Origin of the sequence: Pontibacter chinhatensis, from assembly GCF_900113285.1 — a bacterium.
Taxonomy (GTDB): domain Bacteria; phylum Bacteroidota; class Bacteroidia; order Cytophagales; family Hymenobacteraceae; genus Pontibacter; species Pontibacter chinhatensis.
In genome coordinates, this window is sequence record NZ_FOOT01000001.1 from 579,596 (window position 1) to 593,682 (window position 14,087).

Annotated in this window: 18 protein-coding genes; 10 read left to right on the forward strand and 8 right to left on the reverse strand. The window is 50.0% G+C overall.

Translation table 11 applies throughout. The annotated features are described in order from the left end of the window. The first annotated feature begins 67 nt into the window (after window positions 1-67). Together BM040_RS02545 and BM040_RS02550 are read left to right on the forward strand one after the other, a co-directional pair. Window positions 68-709, forward strand: a complete 642-nt coding sequence (locus BM040_RS02545; protein ID WP_092098696.1) for an LON peptidase substrate-binding domain-containing protein — start codon at window positions 68-70, stop codon at window positions 707-709. Between the two features lie 23 nt (window positions 710-732). Beyond that, window positions 733-1,914 (forward strand): metallophosphoesterase, encoded by a 1,182-nt coding sequence (locus tag BM040_RS02550; RefSeq protein WP_092098698.1) that lies wholly within the window; start codon window positions 733-735, stop codon window positions 1,912-1,914. 142 nt (window positions 1,915-2,056) lie between these two features. On the opposite strand, the gene BM040_RS02555 is transcribed toward BM040_RS02550, so the two are convergent. Beyond that, a complete protein-coding gene (locus tag BM040_RS02555) occupies window positions 2,057-2,968 on the reverse strand; it encodes a diacylglycerol/lipid kinase family protein (protein ID WP_092098700.1) in 912 nt (303 codons plus the stop codon). A 63-nt stretch (window positions 2,969-3,031) separates the two neighbouring features. Then, window positions 3,032-3,844, reverse strand: a complete 813-nt coding sequence (locus BM040_RS02560) for a M48 family metallopeptidase (RefSeq protein ID WP_092098702.1) — start codon at window positions 3,842-3,844, stop codon at window positions 3,032-3,034. Window positions 3,845-4,095: 251 nt separating this feature from the next. On the opposite strand from BM040_RS02560, the gene BM040_RS02565 reads away from it, so the two are divergent. Continuing rightward, window positions 4,096-4,293 (forward strand): hypothetical protein, encoded by a 198-nt coding sequence (locus BM040_RS02565; protein WP_092098704.1) that lies wholly within the window; start codon window positions 4,096-4,098, stop codon window positions 4,291-4,293. Window positions 4,294-4,376: 83 nt separating this feature from the next. Here the strand turns inward: BM040_RS02565 and BM040_RS02570 are convergent, their stop codons facing one another. Then, entirely contained in the window at window positions 4,377-5,201 is an 825-nt protein-coding gene (locus BM040_RS02570; RefSeq protein WP_092098706.1) for a murein L,D-transpeptidase catalytic domain family protein, read from the reverse strand. 268 nt (window positions 5,202-5,469) lie between these two features. On the opposite strand from BM040_RS02570, the gene BM040_RS02575 reads away from it, so the two are divergent. Continuing rightward, on the forward strand, window positions 5,470-5,889 hold the full coding sequence (locus BM040_RS02575; protein WP_092098708.1) for a hypothetical protein: 420 nt from the start codon (window positions 5,470-5,472) through the stop codon (window positions 5,887-5,889). Between the two features lie 22 nt (window positions 5,890-5,911). Here BM040_RS02575 and BM040_RS02580 read toward each other — a convergent pair whose 3' ends face one another. Next, window positions 5,912-6,307, reverse strand: a complete 396-nt coding sequence (locus BM040_RS02580; protein ID WP_139217744.1) for a hypothetical protein — start codon at window positions 6,305-6,307, stop codon at window positions 5,912-5,914. A 308-nt stretch (window positions 6,308-6,615) separates the two neighbouring features. On the opposite strand from BM040_RS02580, the gene BM040_RS02585 reads away from it, so the two are divergent. Further along, window positions 6,616-6,855, forward strand: coding sequence for a hypothetical protein (locus tag BM040_RS02585; protein WP_092098712.1), 240 nt, complete (start codon window positions 6,616-6,618; stop codon window positions 6,853-6,855). A 76-nt stretch (window positions 6,856-6,931) separates the two neighbouring features. Here BM040_RS02585 and BM040_RS02590 read toward each other — a convergent pair whose 3' ends face one another. Both BM040_RS02590 and BM040_RS02595 read right to left on the reverse strand, forming a co-directional pair. Continuing rightward, complete coding sequence (locus BM040_RS02590) at window positions 6,932-7,390, reverse strand: DUF4199 domain-containing protein (protein ID WP_092098714.1); 459 nt, start codon at window positions 7,388-7,390, stop codon at window positions 6,932-6,934. 60 nt (window positions 7,391-7,450) lie between these two features. Then, complete coding sequence (locus tag BM040_RS02595) at window positions 7,451-7,924, reverse strand: DUF4199 domain-containing protein (RefSeq protein ID WP_092098716.1); 474 nt, start codon at window positions 7,922-7,924, stop codon at window positions 7,451-7,453. 333 nt (window positions 7,925-8,257) lie between these two features. Here BM040_RS02595 and BM040_RS02600 point away from each other — a divergent pair, with 333 nt between their 5' ends. Both BM040_RS02600 and BM040_RS02605 read left to right on the forward strand, forming a co-directional pair. After that, complete coding sequence (locus tag BM040_RS02600; protein WP_092098718.1) at window positions 8,258-9,883, forward strand: ABC-F family ATP-binding cassette domain-containing protein; 1,626 nt, start codon at window positions 8,258-8,260, stop codon at window positions 9,881-9,883. A gap of 33 nt (window positions 9,884-9,916) precedes the next feature. Then, window positions 9,917-10,615 (forward strand): hypothetical protein, encoded by a 699-nt coding sequence (locus BM040_RS02605; protein WP_092098720.1) that lies wholly within the window; start codon window positions 9,917-9,919, stop codon window positions 10,613-10,615. Window positions 10,616-10,689: 74 nt separating this feature from the next. Here BM040_RS02605 and BM040_RS21530 read toward each other — a convergent pair whose 3' ends face one another. Together BM040_RS21530 and BM040_RS21535 are read right to left on the reverse strand one after the other, a co-directional pair. Then, complete coding sequence (locus BM040_RS21530) at window positions 10,690-10,839, reverse strand: lmo0937 family membrane protein (RefSeq protein WP_115566706.1); 150 nt, start codon at window positions 10,837-10,839, stop codon at window positions 10,690-10,692. A 64-nt stretch (window positions 10,840-10,903) separates the two neighbouring features. Beyond that, window positions 10,904-11,056: a lmo0937 family membrane protein gene (locus BM040_RS21535; RefSeq protein ID WP_108212983.1), complete on the reverse strand. Its 153-nt coding sequence runs from the start codon at window positions 11,054-11,056 to the stop codon at window positions 10,904-10,906. A gap of 410 nt (window positions 11,057-11,466) precedes the next feature. Here BM040_RS21535 and BM040_RS02610 point away from each other — a divergent pair, with 410 nt between their 5' ends. The 3 genes from BM040_RS02610 to BM040_RS02620 all read left to right on the forward strand — a co-directional run bounded on the left by BM040_RS02610 (window position 11,467) and on the right by BM040_RS02620 (window position 14,076). Next, window positions 11,467-12,360: a 3-hydroxybutyryl-CoA dehydrogenase gene (locus BM040_RS02610; protein ID WP_092098722.1), complete on the forward strand. Its 894-nt coding sequence runs from the start codon at window positions 11,467-11,469 to the stop codon at window positions 12,358-12,360. A 13-nt stretch (window positions 12,361-12,373) separates the two neighbouring features. Next, window positions 12,374-12,766 (forward strand): VOC family protein, encoded by a 393-nt coding sequence (locus BM040_RS02615; protein ID WP_092098724.1) that lies wholly within the window; start codon window positions 12,374-12,376, stop codon window positions 12,764-12,766. 521 nt (window positions 12,767-13,287) lie between these two features. Then, window positions 13,288-14,076 carry a polysaccharide biosynthesis/export family protein gene (locus tag BM040_RS02620; protein ID WP_092098726.1) on the forward strand — a complete coding sequence of 263 codons (789 nt, stop codon included), beginning with the start codon at window positions 13,288-13,290 and terminating at the stop codon, window positions 14,074-14,076. Window positions 14,077-14,087 lie beyond the last annotated feature (11 nt).

Here is a 14,087-nt window from a genome sequence, read left to right on the forward strand (position 1 = left end):
GCCTGGCGCGTAGGCTAAGATCAGATACCCATCGAATTCCGAGCCATCAAGAATAAAATCACTACCTATGTCCGACACGAAGTACCTGCCGATGTTTCCGCTCAATATCGTCGTTTTCCCGAATGAAAAACTCAACCTGCACATATTTGAACCCCGTTACAAGCAGCTTGTGCTCGATTGCGTGGAGAATGAAAAGACCTTCGGCATCCCTACCTACATCCAGGGCGGCGTGGGCGTGTACGGCACGGAGGTGGAGATTCTGAACATCGAGAAAAAGTATGACAACGGAGAAATGGACATCCGCACCAGGGGGCTTCATATCTTCAAGATCCGTAACTTTGACAAAATGGCACCGGGTAGGCTGTATGCCGGTGGCGAGGTGGAGATGCTGCAGAACGGCACCGAGGAAGACATAGTAACCAAGGTAAAAATAAGGGAACTGCTCGAGCAGCTGTATGAAACCCTGGGGCTGGGAAATTTATACCTGGAGCTACCGGAGGACTTCACCAGTTACGACATTGGGCACCAGTTGGGCCTAAACCTGGAGCAGGAGTACGCGCTGCTGCAGCTGGACAGCGAAGCAGACCGGCAGGAGCTGATACTGCTTCACCTGCAGCACATCATGCCCCTGCTGCTCGAAACCGAAAAGCTGAAGGAGCGGGTGCGGCTGAACGGGCACTTTAAAAACCTGACGCCTCCAAATTTTTAGATTACCTGCGCTGTTTATACTTTATGCTGGTATACTTTCTAATCATAGTTCCGGTACTGGCGCTTTCGTTTATGGCCTTCAGCTATTGGCAGGAACGGGCATACAGGCGCAAGCCTTTTTACAGGCTGTCGGACGTGGGTTGGCAGCGGCATGTCCCGCCTCCGGACGCGGAACTGCTGCACTCCGTGGCGTTGCTGGGCGATATTGGCGCTGTTGCGACCGACGGTACCGACCCGGTAATGCGCATGGTGCAGCATTGGCAGCAGCAGGCGGGCGAAAAGGGAACGATGGTCTTCCTGGGCGACAACATCTACCCCATCGGCTTGCCTGAGGTGGGCAACCGCCACCGCGACACCGCCGAAGCAAGGCTCAATACGCTGCTCCAAAGTATAAAAAGCTATCCCGGCCAGGGCATTTTCCTAGGCGGCAACCACGACTGGCTGAAAGGGCGCGAGGGTGGCCATGAGCAGCTGCTGCGCCAGGAGCGGTATGTGCTGGAGCACCTGCAACAGCCCAACAGCTACCTCCCCCCCAACGGTTGCCCGGGCCCCTCCTGCCTGCAGCTGGCCGAAGGGTTGCTCTTGGTAGTGATTAACACGCAGTGGTTTGTGCAGCGTGGGTTTAAGCCGCTTGGCAGCAAGTATGGCTGCCCCTACTCCGATATCGAAGAGTTTTTCCTGAGCCTGAACAAGCTACTTAAGCGCAATACCCACCAGCGGGTGCTCATCGTGGGGCATCACCCATTGTACAGCAACGCCCTGCACGGAGGCAAGTTTACCATCAAGCAGCACCTGTTTCCGCTCACGGCCCTGCACAAGCGCTTCCTGATTCCGCTTCCCATTTTTGGCTCGGTGTACCCCTTTTACCGGAAGATGTTCGGCGCTTACGAGGACATGTCGCACCGCAAGTATAAAAAGATGCGCAAGCGCCTGCTCCGCATCTTTCATAAGTTCGACAACCTGATTTACGTGGGGGGCCACGACCACAACCTGCAGCATTTCGAGGTGCAGGGAAACCACTACATCGTGAGCGGCTCGGGCAGCAAACTGGCCTTCGTGAAAAAAGGAGGCCGGGCCACCTTCGCGGTAGAGGCGCTGGGCTATTTTGTAATCAACTACTACAGCAACGGGCAGGTATGGATGGAATGCCGTATTACGTCAGACACTTCGGAAACTGGTCTGCTAGTGTTCCGAAAGCGAGTATAAAAGTATAAATGACCGGGGAAATATCTACGCTACGCGCATACCCAGTTTTTATACTCTCAGTTCCAATCTTCTGAAGTATAAAGCCATACTTTAAAGTATAGAACATACCGGCTTATACTTTGCTACCTGTTTTCAGGCCTTCCTATTGGTTTGTGTCAGGTATAGGAAGTATAACCTTAAGGCTTTTGGCGTGCATCTCCACCTCTATCTTTTCTGCGGCTTCTACCGGCTCCCCGTCGATGTGCATCACTTCCTGGTCCAGGTTATAGATGGTGGCGCGCCTGCACTGTATAATTTTGGTATACACGCTGCTGTCGATGCTGTCGGTATACAGCTTGTAAAGTATGCCCAAACTCGCAGCCTTCGGGAAAGGCTCTATGAGGCAAATCTCAAACCGGCCATCGTTTAGCACCCCATCCGGGTTAATGCTGGCGTTGGAGCCCCAGGCATTGGCGTTGGCCACAGTTACCATAAAAGCCTTCCCCTCAAAATTTCCGTTTTCAGTCTCTATCTTGTATGATTTAGGCTCGTAGCCAAGGTATTCTTGTAAGGCAATCCAGACGTAGGAACCTGGGCCACGGGTATCGCCTTCGCAAAAACGCTCCACTACCAGCGCATTGAAGCCTAAATCGCTCAGGTGGATGGAAGGCATGCCGTTGAGGGTGATGGTATCGATGTTGCGCACCACGTGCGAATGGATAAGCTCGAGTGCCTCCTCGGTATCCTGCGGGATATCCAGATCTTTGGAGAGGCCGTTGCCGGAGCCAAGAGGGATGATGCCAAGTGGGGTGCCGGTACCAATCAGCAGGGCTCCCACGAGGCTGACGGTGCCATCGCCGCCAACCGCAAAGACCCCGTCATACTTGTTTTCCCCGAGCTGCTTTTTCAGGTTTTCGGCGTCATTCTCTCCGGTGGTGGTATAAATTTCATATCTTATCCCATGCTCCTGGCAAATGGCTTGGATATCCTCTTTCAGGTCGTCCTTCTCGATGTCTCCTGCGATAGGGTTTAGCACGAAAAGCAGGTTATGGAGCTTCTGTTCGTCCTTTTTCATATAGTTTGCTGCTATACATTTTGCCTCTGTTAAGGCTTGTTGGTTAAGGGAAGTTATGGGGGCTTACTTGACAAGGTTATCCGGCACCCCGTTCGGGTACTCCTGCTGTATGGCCTCCTCTATCCGGGCAATCCGGTTGCCGGGGTTCGGGTGCGTCTGCATGAACTCCGGCCCTCCGCTAGCACCGCCACTGGCTTCCTGCAGAATCTCCATCACCCGCTTCATAGAATTGGGATCGTAGCCGGCTGCGCCCGTTAGCTGCACTGCCAGCGCATCCGACTCGAGCTCATCCTCGCGGCCATATCGCATGTTCATCAGTTGCCCTACCATGGCAGCCACCACCGCGCCCGACCTGCTGGAGGGGTTGTCCGGGTCATACATGGCAATAGCTGCTGCGCCTGTCAGTCCTTGGGTCAGTTTTGCTTTGGCCAGTTGCTGTGCCGAGTGCCGCGCCACCACATGCCCTATCTCGTGCCCCAGCACCCCGGCCAGTTGCCCTTCCGACTCCAAACGCCGCAGCAGTCCCGCAGTGATAAAGATCTGCCCGCCGGGCAGGGCAAAGGCATTCACGGTCTGCTCATCGGCCAGCAGGTGGAAGTCGAATTTATAAGGTGTATCTCGTACGCGGGTATTTTGCACAAGGCGCTGACCGATGGCTTTTACCTCCTGTGCCGCCTGCTGGTCCGGATGCAGACCGCCGTACTGCTCGGCCATCTGGGGTGCTGCCTGCAGACCAAGGGCAATTTCCTGCTCCACGGTCATGTCCACGCGCTGCTCCTCGCCTGTAAACTCATTTTCCTCCGAGCTGCACCAGTATGTCACCAACGACACCGCCGCAATCAGCAGGGCTACTATAAATTTTATGATCGCTTTCATTTTATACTTTTTTGTTCTGTTGCCCTAAAAGGCAAGTGTTGAGTGAACGTGCCTTGGCAGGTACTGGTTGCTGCCATCCGGCCTGTTCCTAGAGCCGTTTCACAGGTCCTGTAATTATACGTTTCTGTGGGATTGAGAGCGAGGCGGGCACGTAAATATTAGGCACTTTGTATACTTTATGTAACCAGACTCGTAGAAAAGTTTGCCTGCAGTATAAAGCGGCAGGCAAAGTTAAACTAACCATTAGAACCATGAACCAGAAACGTACTTTTGGCACCATCCTGACCGTACTAGGCATAGTGGGTATCATTTGGGGAGCCTATGCTTTCCTGATGGGTGGCGACGGTGCTGCGGTTGGCAAGTATACTTCCGCCGTACCCTTTGTGGTGGGCTTGATCTTCTTTTTTGCCGGGATCAACCTGATCAAAACCACAAAAGACGAAGCATAACGCAGCAACCAATAAGCACAAAAAAGCCCCCTGCCAGGAAAGCTGACAGGGGGCTTCTATATTGATGGGATTTATACTTACTATTAGCTGTTCAGCACGTCTGTTAAAGTCTGTGCGGCAAAGTATTCTATAGCCTTGCTGTTGTCTAGGAAACGTGAAGTATACGTTGCATCCTTGCCATGGATGTACAGCACGGACTGGTCCTTAATGGTCTCAATCACCTGCTTAGACACTTCTGTTGGAACGGCAGGACAACCAAGGCTACGACCCAACCGGCCATTCTGCTTTACAAAGGCCTCAGTGGCGTAGTCTGCGCCATGCACCACAATGGCCCGCTCCATGGCTTTGTGGTTAAAGCCCTCGTCCATGCCCTGCAGGCGCAGCGAAAGGCCGTGCTTGCCGTAATAGGTAGCGTCTGTTATGTAAAAGCCTAGGCTGCTCTTGTTAGAGCCATACTCGTTGGAGAACTGCGTGGCAGTATTCTGGCCTGTATTGCGCCCATGGGCCACCAGCGTGTTAAACAGGACCTTCTTGTTATTCAGGTCAATTATCCAGAGGCGCTTCTGGGTGCTTGACTTAGTGAAGTCCACCACAGAAAGTATGGATTTCTCCGGGGCGACCATCTGTAGCCGCTTGAAGTTCTGGAAGCCCACCACGGCCTTCTCAAACACATCGTAGGAAAGGCCTTTTTGTGCCAGGCTGGCAGCGTCGTATAATTCCTTTACATGATTATTGAAAGCTACTTCCATGGCTGCGGCAGCAGCGCCCTCAGCCCCGCCGTGAGCTAACAGCGCATCTGCCCTGGCCTCCAAGGCTGCGGGGTTGGCTGCGGCCGGCTCCGGTGCAGAGGCAGGCGAGTTGAAAGAAAGAAGTCCCAGGGTGATTGCAGTCAGAAACACTCTTACCATAGTATTAGATTAAGCTTACTGTTTTTAGAGTTCGGTAAAACAACATGCTCAATTGCACAAATTGTTCCGGCCGCTCCCAAACTATACAGAGAAAACTATAGTTAAATTACATGATTTTTCTGAATTGTGCAATACCCCAGGCGTTTACTGCAAAAACGTGTAGCTCCTGTGCAGTGGCACCAAACAAAAGAAGCGGAACGGTGTTTTTTTCGGGTTACCTTTGCTTCGCAGCATAACTTGCTGCAACTTTATACCAACAAGCAATGCCATGTCGAAACGTATTATAGCCACACACCTGCTGGGCCTGCTGCTTTTGGGAGCCTGTTCTGTGCCCGATACCCTGAAAGACTTTGATAGTGATAGCTGGAAAAGCGACCGCAACGGCTGCGAGAACAAGCGCGCCGAGCTGGTAGATGATTTTGAACTGATAAGAAAGGAGCTTTACGGCAAGAAAGAGTATGTGGTGCGCAACCTGCTGGGCAAGCCAGACAGCGAAGAGCTAATGGAACGCAGCCAGCGCATTTACTTCTATTACATAGAGCCAGGCGACCAATGCCAGCAAACCGATCAGCGCCGTACGCAAATGTCGGAGGCGAACCGCGTGCAGGTGCGCCTTAACTCGGTGGGCAAAGTATCCGAAGTGACCTACTACCGACCCGTAGTAGCAGAAACAACGAAGGCCGAGTAATCACCCGGCCTTCGTTTTATACTTATTCCTCATGCTCTGTAATCAGATGGGCATCTAGCCTGCCCTCCAGCTTCTGGTATTTCAGCAGCTGTTGTGCCGTCAGCACACTTCTCAGGTTCTCGTCGTTCTGGCGCTGTACGCTTCTGAACTCCCTGGCCCGTGAGAGCGCGTCATGAGCGAAGCTCGCCTCCACCTGCTGCAGTTGCTGGTAGCGGCTCTTGTTTAGCTTATCTACCATCAGGTACTGCTCCTCTGTCAAGCTTAACTCCTGCTTCATTTCCATACTTGCCATGGCAGGTCCGTCCAGCTCCATCGACAGCACTACTATATCCAGTCCGTCATCAGCAGAGCCTAGACGCTGGGCATAACCGGCCGTTCCCATCAGCACCATAACAAGTATAAGTAAAGATTTTTTCATTGGGTTTTGATACGTGTTAGTAGTTAAAGTTCTTTTTAGCTGTCTTAAACGTACAATTCTGATGCAAGTTAGTAAAAAATCTAAATATTATACTTTTAAATTATTTTTTTTAACATTTATCACATTTAGGACAAAATATTACTTGTCTTAGCCTATCTAAAACCTCTTTACTAAATACATTCCGCTTTTTGTAACCCTACTGCCTGCCCCGTGTATATCTAATATAAGCACTTTGAGTTATAGTACTTTTTTAAACAGGTGCTACTAATTTTTAATTATTATACAGGGATTAATTATACTTATTTGATATGAGAACCAGGTTTTACAATCCCAGCAAACTGGAGGTCAACTTTGCAAGGGCAATAAAGGACCTAACCCAACAGCTGGAGAAGAAATTGGACGAAGGCGAGAAAGTAATCAACACGGAATCTATACACAACACTGATAACCCGATGGTTATCTTTAAGCTACAGGACAAGGAAGGTGACTTGCACGAAGTGGTGGTACAATTTATACAGCGGCCAGACAACTTAGTGAAACAGGAATAACCAACAATAAATGCCGGAGCGCCAGCTAAAGTATAGCTGGCGCTCCGGCATTTATAAATAACATATCATAAAGCTGCTATGGCGCCCCCGGCACTTTGTATTGTCGCTGCTTAAACCACTGCATGGCAATAAACGAGATCATCAGCCCCGAGATAACACCCTCCAGCAGCAGCACCGAAAAGATTACGACGCCGGGCGTAGATTCTATGCGCTCCCCAAAATATCTCTCAGCAGAGAGCACTTCCACTAGGTCCTGTCCTGCCGTCTTAATGTAAACGACCATAAAGGCGGAGAACACCACCGAAGCTACAACAGATGTTATAATGCCGGTGGCCAGCCCCTTAAAGTACGAGATGTTTCCCGATACCATCTTTTTGTAGCCTCTGATGGCCAACACCACGCCTACTGCCAGAATGAGTCCGTTTAGAAAGCGCAGTTCAACAATATGCACCAGCCCGACCAGCTTCATCAGAAAGAAATAGGCAAAGAGTGCCACTGCGGTAAGCAGGCCATACTTCAGGCCAATCTTCTCCATAGTTAGTAAAGTAAGGTTCTAGGGTTTAATCGCTATAAGTAAGGTAATACAGCAGTTCTGCTAAACCTGATTTGGCATGGTATGCTCCGGGCTCTTAAACCATTGCATGGCAATAAAGCCGATGATAAAGCCTGGCCAGGTACCATGCGCGATGGTTATCCAGAACATGGCCAGCACCGACAGTCCTGCCGGGAACAGGGCGCTTGCCTGCATCATCTCCAGGTACGAGCTGTCGAACACGGTAACGTAAAGGACCAGGAATAGGGCCAGAATCAACGAGGAAACAAAGGCCGTTACTACGCCAATACCCAGCCCGTCGAAGTACCGGATAAAGCCACGGTTGATACGTTTGAACTTGGATATCGCCACAACAATACCAATGATTAGAAAGATGCCGCTCAGGTAAGAAAGCTCCACAATTTCTGTAAGTCCGATAATTCGCATTATCAGGAAGAACACAATGTGCGCCACCCCTACCAGCAAGCCATACTTTATCCCAATATTCTGGAAAGAAACTTTATTAGTAGAAGCCATGTCTTATCTTATTTGTTGTTAATGATCTATTTGTTAAAATGAACAGTTCCAACGGTGCCTTGGTTAGAACTAAGACTCCCTCCGGCATGTTATCAAACCAGCGGGGCCGTGTCCATCAATATTATTGAAATTATATACTAAAGATTGCACCCGAGCGTTGTGCTCCGGGCATGATTTTTTAACCAGAGAAGCCGGAAGCTACTGGCTATAAGCTACCTGCACCGCTTTTTAAACTTACACTGTCTACGCTGCTACGGCATAAATGGGCCCACAAAAGCACATTTTTATTTCGTAGCTTTGCAGGCAAGTCAAACATCATACTTATACTTTATTATGATTAGTACCAGCAATGTCAGCCTGTCGTACGGCAAGCGCACATTATTTGAGGATGTATCCATTAAGTTCACGCCCGGCAACTGCTACGGCCTTATCGGGGCCAACGGTGCGGGTAAGTCAACTTTCCTGAAGATATTAGCCGGCGACATAGATCCGAACACCGGCACGGTGGAGATTCCGGCCAATGCCCGCCTGGCGGTGTTGCGGCAGGACCACTTCGCGTACGACGAATACCCTGCCCTGCAAACGGTAATCATGGGCCACAAGCGTCTCTGGAGCATTATGGAGGAGAAGGATGCCATCTATGCCAAGCCTGACTTTAACGAGGAAGACGGCATTCGCGCTGCTGAGCTGGAAGGCGAATTTGCTGACCTGGAGGGTTGGAACGCAGAGTATGAGGCGGCAGAACTGCTGAGCGGTCTGGGCATTACAGAAAACCTGCACCACAACCTGATGAAGGACCTGAGCGGTAGTGAAAAGGTGCGTGTGCTGTTGGCGCAGGCCCTGTTCGGCAACCCGGATATCCTGCTCCTGGACGAGCCTACCAACCACCTGGATGCCGAGTCAATCATGTGGCTGGAGAACTTCCTGGATAACTTTCAGAACACCGTGATTGTGGTATCCCACGACCGCCACTTCCTGGATGCGGTGTGTACGCATGTGGCTGATATTGACTTTGGTAAGATCAAGATGTTTGCAGGTAACTACAGCTTCTGGTACCAGTCTAGCCAGCTGGCGCTCAAGCAGCGCTCGGATGCCAACAAGAAAACCGAGGACAAGCGTAAGGAACTGGAGGAGTTTATCCGTCGCTTTAGCGCCAACGCCTCTAAATCGAAGCAGGCTACCTCCCGTGCCAAGTTGCTGGAGAAACTTACCGTGGAGGACATTCAGCCATCGTCCCGTAAATACCCCTATATCGCCTTTAAACCGGAGCGCGAGGCCGGCAACCAGATCCTGAACGTAGAGAACCTGAGCAAGGCTATTGATGGCCAGCCTGTCTTTACCGACATCAGCTTTATGGTGGACAAGGGTGACAAGATTGCCGTAATAGGCCGCAACGATATTGCCGCTTCTACCTTCTTTAAAATCCTGTTTGACGAAGAGAAAGCAGACACAGGCGAGTTTAAGTGGGGCACGACCATTACTGCCTCTTTCTTTCCGAAAGACAACCAGGAGTTCTTTGACACCAACCTGAACCTGGTGGATTGGCTGCGTCAGTTCTCGGTGGAGAAAGACGAGAGCTTTATCCGCGGCTTCCTGGGCCGCATGCTGTTCTCCGGCGAGGAATCGCTGAAGAAGGCAAACGTGCTGTCGGGTGGTGAGAAGGTGCGCTGCATGTTCTCCAGAATGATGCTGCAGTCCGGAAACGTGCTGGTTTTTGACGAGCCGACCAACCACCTGGATCTGGAGTCTATCCAGGCGCTGAACAATGCCCTGCGCGATTTTGACGGCACCATCCTGTTCTCATCGCATGACCTGCAGTTCGTGGACACCATTGCCAACCGCATTATTGAGCTTACACCAAACGGCATTATCGATAAGCGCATGACCTATGAGGAGTACCTGTCGGATGAGGCGATTAAGGAACTGCGCAAGAAAATGTATGCCACAGCCGTAGTATAAGTATATAGTTCCATCTAAATACTGAAAGAACCTATGCTGAAGCCATCGCGCCTCTGTACTCCTCTGTTACTGTTGTTCGGGTTGCTGCTTGGCACCGAAGCGCTTGCCCAGGTGCCGGACACCACCTACCGTAAACCGGAACTTCCCACCGGCCCACCGGCCCCCGTGGAGCAGCCACGGCCACAACCCCGTGTTGTAGAGCGGCCGCAGCCTGAACCTACGGTTGTTAAGGAGCAGGTGGCGGAAGAGCCAGAAGAGCAACTGCGGTTTATCGATAAGTTATACTTTGGCGGCAGTTTTGGCCTTCAGTTTGGCACATATACGAATATCTCCCTGCTGCCCACCATCAGCTACGCCATTACGCCACGGTTCTTTGCAGGCGTGGGAGGCGTATACCATTACCAGAGCGGAGGAGGCTTTAACATGCACCACTACGGGGGGCGCGGCATTCTGCAACTGGAGATGTTTGATGTAGGAAGCGGCACTGTGCTGGCCCACGGGGAAGTGGAAACGCTAAGTATAGCGGTTCCCTTCTACGATGTGTATGGCAGGCGGCGTACCGACCGCTCGGCATTAAGTATTCCGTTGGTGGGCCTGGGGTACAGGCAGCGCATCTCCGGCAAGGGCTCCTTCGATTTGCTGGTGCTCTACAACGGGAACGGCGATCCGATAAACCCTTACAATAACCCGGTGATACGTGCAGGATTTAACTTCCCTTTTACCAGTCGCTAAGTATAAGTATAAAGTATAAAAGCAAAAAGGGCTGCCGTGAAAACGGCAGCCCTTCTGTTTTAAAGAGTACGCTATCATCCCCGTATTAGGCGAAGCAGTACCACTATAATGGCGATTACAAGCAGGATGTGTATCAGACCACCCACAGCATCAGGGAATCCCAGGAAACCAATCAGCCAGATGATCACGAGCACTACAGCTATAATATAAAGTAAATTTCCCATAGTTTTGTCGGTTAAATAGTGTTCGAGTTGTTTTTATCTTTTTAACGTAAATGCACGCTGTTGGTTAGGCACTGCGTATCAGGCGCAACAGCACCGCAATTACAGCTAATACCAGCAACACGTGTATGATTCCGCCTACGGCATCAGGGAAGCCCAGGAATCCGATAAGCCAGAAAATCACCAGCACTACGGCGATGATATAAAGTAAATTTCCCATAGTTGTATCTTTATTTTTCAGCCTTAGAGCCGCAGTTGCAAACCAGCACCCGCCGGGCTCATAGGTATTGTGTTTTTAATTTTTAGCTTTTACGGTGCTTCTTTACAAAGGATTTATATTATGCAATAATTTTCTATTCCAATAGGTAGTTTTATCTATATACATCTAGTTATGATACTTTATAAAACATAAGGTTTACAACCCATTATAGCACCTATAAGCCGCTACCTCAGGCACTCGCTCCAACTGTTGCTTCCTCGTGACTTCCATTTATGCAGGGTAAACCCAAGAAAGGGAGTGCCAACTGGTTTATATGAGTATTCAAAGAATTCCTCCTCAAAAAACTTGGGATAAGTATAAACTTGTTAGCTTTGTATGGATTAAAAACTGACTAACTATACTTTATACTTATGAAGAAAGTAGCCGTAATTGGGTCGGGCACAATGGGCAACGGAATAGCCCACGTGTTTGCGCAGCATGGTTTTATAGTTTCCTTAATTGATATATCGGAGGATGCCCTCGGGAAAGCCATCGGCACCATCTCGAAAAACCTGGACCGCATCATCGCCAAAGGCAACCTGACTGAGGAGCAGAAAGAGCAGACGCTGGCAAACATCAGCACTTTTACTTCTATGCAGGAAGGTGTTAAGGACGTGGATCTGGTAGTAGAGGCTGCCACCGAGAATGCAGACCTGAAACTAAAGATCTTCCGCGACCTGGACAGCCTCACGAAACCTGAAGCCATCCTTGCCTCCAATACCTCCTCTATCTCTATCACCAAAATCGCCTCTGTTACCAACCGCCCCGACAAGGTGATTGGCATGCACTTCATGAACCCGGTTCCGGTTATGAAGCTGGTGGAAGTGATACGTGGCTACTCTACCTCCGACGAGGTGACAAGGCAGATTGTCGAGCTGTCCAAGCAACTGGGTAAAGTGCCTGCTGAGGCCAACGACTACCCTGGCTTTGTGGCCAACCGTATTCTGATGCCTATGATCAACGAGGCCATTTACAGTCTCTACGAAGGTGTGGCCGGCGTGGAAGAGATCGACACAATTATGAAGCTGGGTATGGCGCACCCGATGGGCCCGTTGCAACTGGCCGACTTTATCGGGCTGGATGTTTGCCTGTCTATACTTCACGTGCTGCACGATGGCTTTGGCAACCCTAAGTATGCGCCTTGCCCGCTGCTGGTAAATATGGTGCAGGCCGGACATAAGGGAGTAAAATCCGGACAGGGCTTCTATAGCTGGACACACGGCACCAAGGAGTTGGTAGTAGCTGACAGGTTTAAGAAACACTAACCTATACTTATATATGAGTCAGGAGCAGAACAATGTGGTTGGCTGGTTTGAGATACCAGTAACAGATATGCCGCGTGCTATAAAGTTCTACAACGCCGTGTTTGGCTATGCGCTGGAGAGCCAGCAGTTTGGCGACGAAGAGATGGCTTGGTTCCCATGGGTGGAGAATGGCCAAGGCGCGTCAGGATCGCTGGTGAAGCACGAGCAGCTTTACCAACCCTCAGCACAGGGCACGATTGTATACTTCTCCTCCCCTTCCGGTGACTTGGTTAATGAGCTGAACAAAGTAGAAACAGCAGGCGGTAAAGTGCTGCAGCAGAAAACCCTCATCACCGAAAAGATAGGTTACATGTGCCTGCTGCTGGACTCTGAAGGCAATCGTATCGCTATCCACTCCCGAAAATAAGCGTTATATATCGCCCACTAGCATAAAAGCCGCTGCGGTTCCGTAGCGGCTTTTGTGATCCTGCCCCTATACCTTGCCCGTAGCTGGCATTTTTCTGCAGACTCAGCTGTTCGTGGTGCTATATAAACTGCAGTAAATGGCCCTTTCCGCATGCCGAACGTGCATTTTTAACAATACTATTATTTTTTAAGACACCATCTGTTATATTTCTTGAATTACTTCTCCTGCTTGATGGACCTAAAAAGTGCAATTACAGCTCTAGTAATAAAGCAGTTACGTCCCAAATAGTACCAAGCTCTGTACTACGCTCCCATTGTCCTGCTTCTTCCTCCCAGAATTTCCAATACAATTTCGATTAGAACTGCGCTATAATTAGAATAAGTACATAACAACTTGTTATACTGCTGAACGTATTGTAATAATCGAAAATCATCTTTGACAATACTAATATCAATACAATTAATGACGAACCGATTGCCCTATACTAGCTAACTATTTCAACACACCCTAAAATTCTTGCAATGAAACTTAGAAATGCATTTGCCTACATTTTAGCAGCCATATTTATAAGCCAGCTTGCATCCTGCACCAACACGAAAAATGCTATTTACTTTAGTAACATTAGCGAAGCTGAGTTTAACGCCTCCAGTGAGAACCTGGAACCCGTCATCCAGAACAACGACCTGCTGAGCATCTCGGTCACCAGCCTTAACCCGGAGGCGTCCCAGATTTTCAACGTCAATAGCTCTACCGACTTCAGGGGTGCCACAGCCTCCAGCACCGTCGCACCGGCCACCGGATACCTGGTAGACCAGAGTGGGTATATTCAGTTTCCGCTAATTGGCAATATTAAGGCCCAGGGGCTAACCAAGAAAGCCCTGAAGGAAAATATCGAGAAAGAGTTAGCTAGTCGCAGACTGCTCCTGGAGCCAAGCGTCGACATCAGGTATCTGAACTATAAAGTCTCGATACTCGGAGAGGTGGCGCGCCCCTCTGTGCTCACGGTACCGAATGAGAAAATAACACTTCTGGAGGCAGTCGGCCTTGCAGGAGACCTGACAATTTATGCAAACCGCCATAATGTGCTATTGATTAGAGAGGAGGAAGGCAAGAAGAAGCTTATCAGATTAGACCTAACATCGGATGACCTGTTCACCTCGCCATATTACCACCTCAAGTCCAATGACATTATTTATGTGGAGCCGAACAAGAACAAAATAGCGGCGTCCGGGGCTGCCCGGCAGTGGCTTCCGCTTGTTCTGAGCTCCCTTACGCTAGTTGTTGTCAGCATCGATCGTTTAGCAAGATAATTAAAGTGGGT

Excerpts from the sequence above, each read along its gene's own strand:
- BM040_RS02620 (WP_092098726.1), top strand. The coding sequence starts at position 13,288 with ATGAAACTTAGAAATGCATTTGCCTACATTTTAGCAGCCATATTTATA.
- BM040_RS02570 (WP_092098706.1), bottom strand. The coding sequence starts at position 5,201 with ATGGTAAGAGTGTTTCTGACTGCAATCACCCTGGGACTTCTTTCTTTC.
- BM040_RS02610 (WP_092098722.1), top strand. The coding sequence starts at position 11,467 with ATGAAGAAAGTAGCCGTAATTGGGTCGGGCACAATGGGCAACGGAATA.
- BM040_RS02585 (WP_092098712.1), top strand. The coding sequence starts at position 6,616 with ATGAGAACCAGGTTTTACAATCCCAGCAAACTGGAGGTCAACTTTGCA.
- BM040_RS02555 (WP_092098700.1), bottom strand. The coding sequence starts at position 2,968 with ATGAAAAAGGACGAACAGAAGCTCCATAACCTGCTTTTCGTGCTAAAC.
- BM040_RS21530 (WP_115566706.1), bottom strand. The coding sequence starts at position 10,839 with ATGGGAAATTTACTTTATATTATAGCTGTAGTGCTCGTGATCATCTGG.
- BM040_RS02550 (WP_092098698.1), top strand. The coding sequence starts at position 733 with ATGCTGGTATACTTTCTAATCATAGTTCCGGTACTGGCGCTTTCGTTT.
- BM040_RS02580 (WP_139217744.1), bottom strand. The coding sequence starts at position 6,307 with ATGAAAAAATCTTTACTTATACTTGTTATGGTGCTGATGGGAACGGCC.
- BM040_RS02575 (WP_092098708.1), top strand. The coding sequence starts at position 5,470 with ATGTCGAAACGTATTATAGCCACACACCTGCTGGGCCTGCTGCTTTTG.
- BM040_RS21535 (WP_108212983.1), bottom strand. The coding sequence starts at position 11,056 with ATGGGAAATTTACTTTATATCATCGCCGTAGTGCTGGTGATTTTCTGG.
- BM040_RS02590 (WP_092098714.1), bottom strand. The coding sequence starts at position 7,390 with ATGGAGAAGATTGGCCTGAAGTATGGCCTGCTTACCGCAGTGGCACTC.
- BM040_RS02595 (WP_092098716.1), bottom strand. The coding sequence starts at position 7,924 with ATGGCTTCTACTAATAAAGTTTCTTTCCAGAATATTGGGATAAAGTAT.
- BM040_RS02605 (WP_092098720.1), top strand. The coding sequence starts at position 9,917 with ATGCTGAAGCCATCGCGCCTCTGTACTCCTCTGTTACTGTTGTTCGGG.
- BM040_RS02615 (WP_092098724.1), top strand. The coding sequence starts at position 12,374 with ATGAGTCAGGAGCAGAACAATGTGGTTGGCTGGTTTGAGATACCAGTA.
- BM040_RS02560 (WP_092098702.1), bottom strand. The coding sequence starts at position 3,844 with ATGAAAGCGATCATAAAATTTATAGTAGCCCTGCTGATTGCGGCGGTG.
- BM040_RS02545 (WP_092098696.1), top strand. The coding sequence starts at position 68 with ATGTCCGACACGAAGTACCTGCCGATGTTTCCGCTCAATATCGTCGTT.
- BM040_RS02600 (WP_092098718.1), top strand. The coding sequence starts at position 8,258 with ATGATTAGTACCAGCAATGTCAGCCTGTCGTACGGCAAGCGCACATTA.
- BM040_RS02565 (WP_092098704.1), top strand. The coding sequence starts at position 4,096 with ATGAACCAGAAACGTACTTTTGGCACCATCCTGACCGTACTAGGCATA.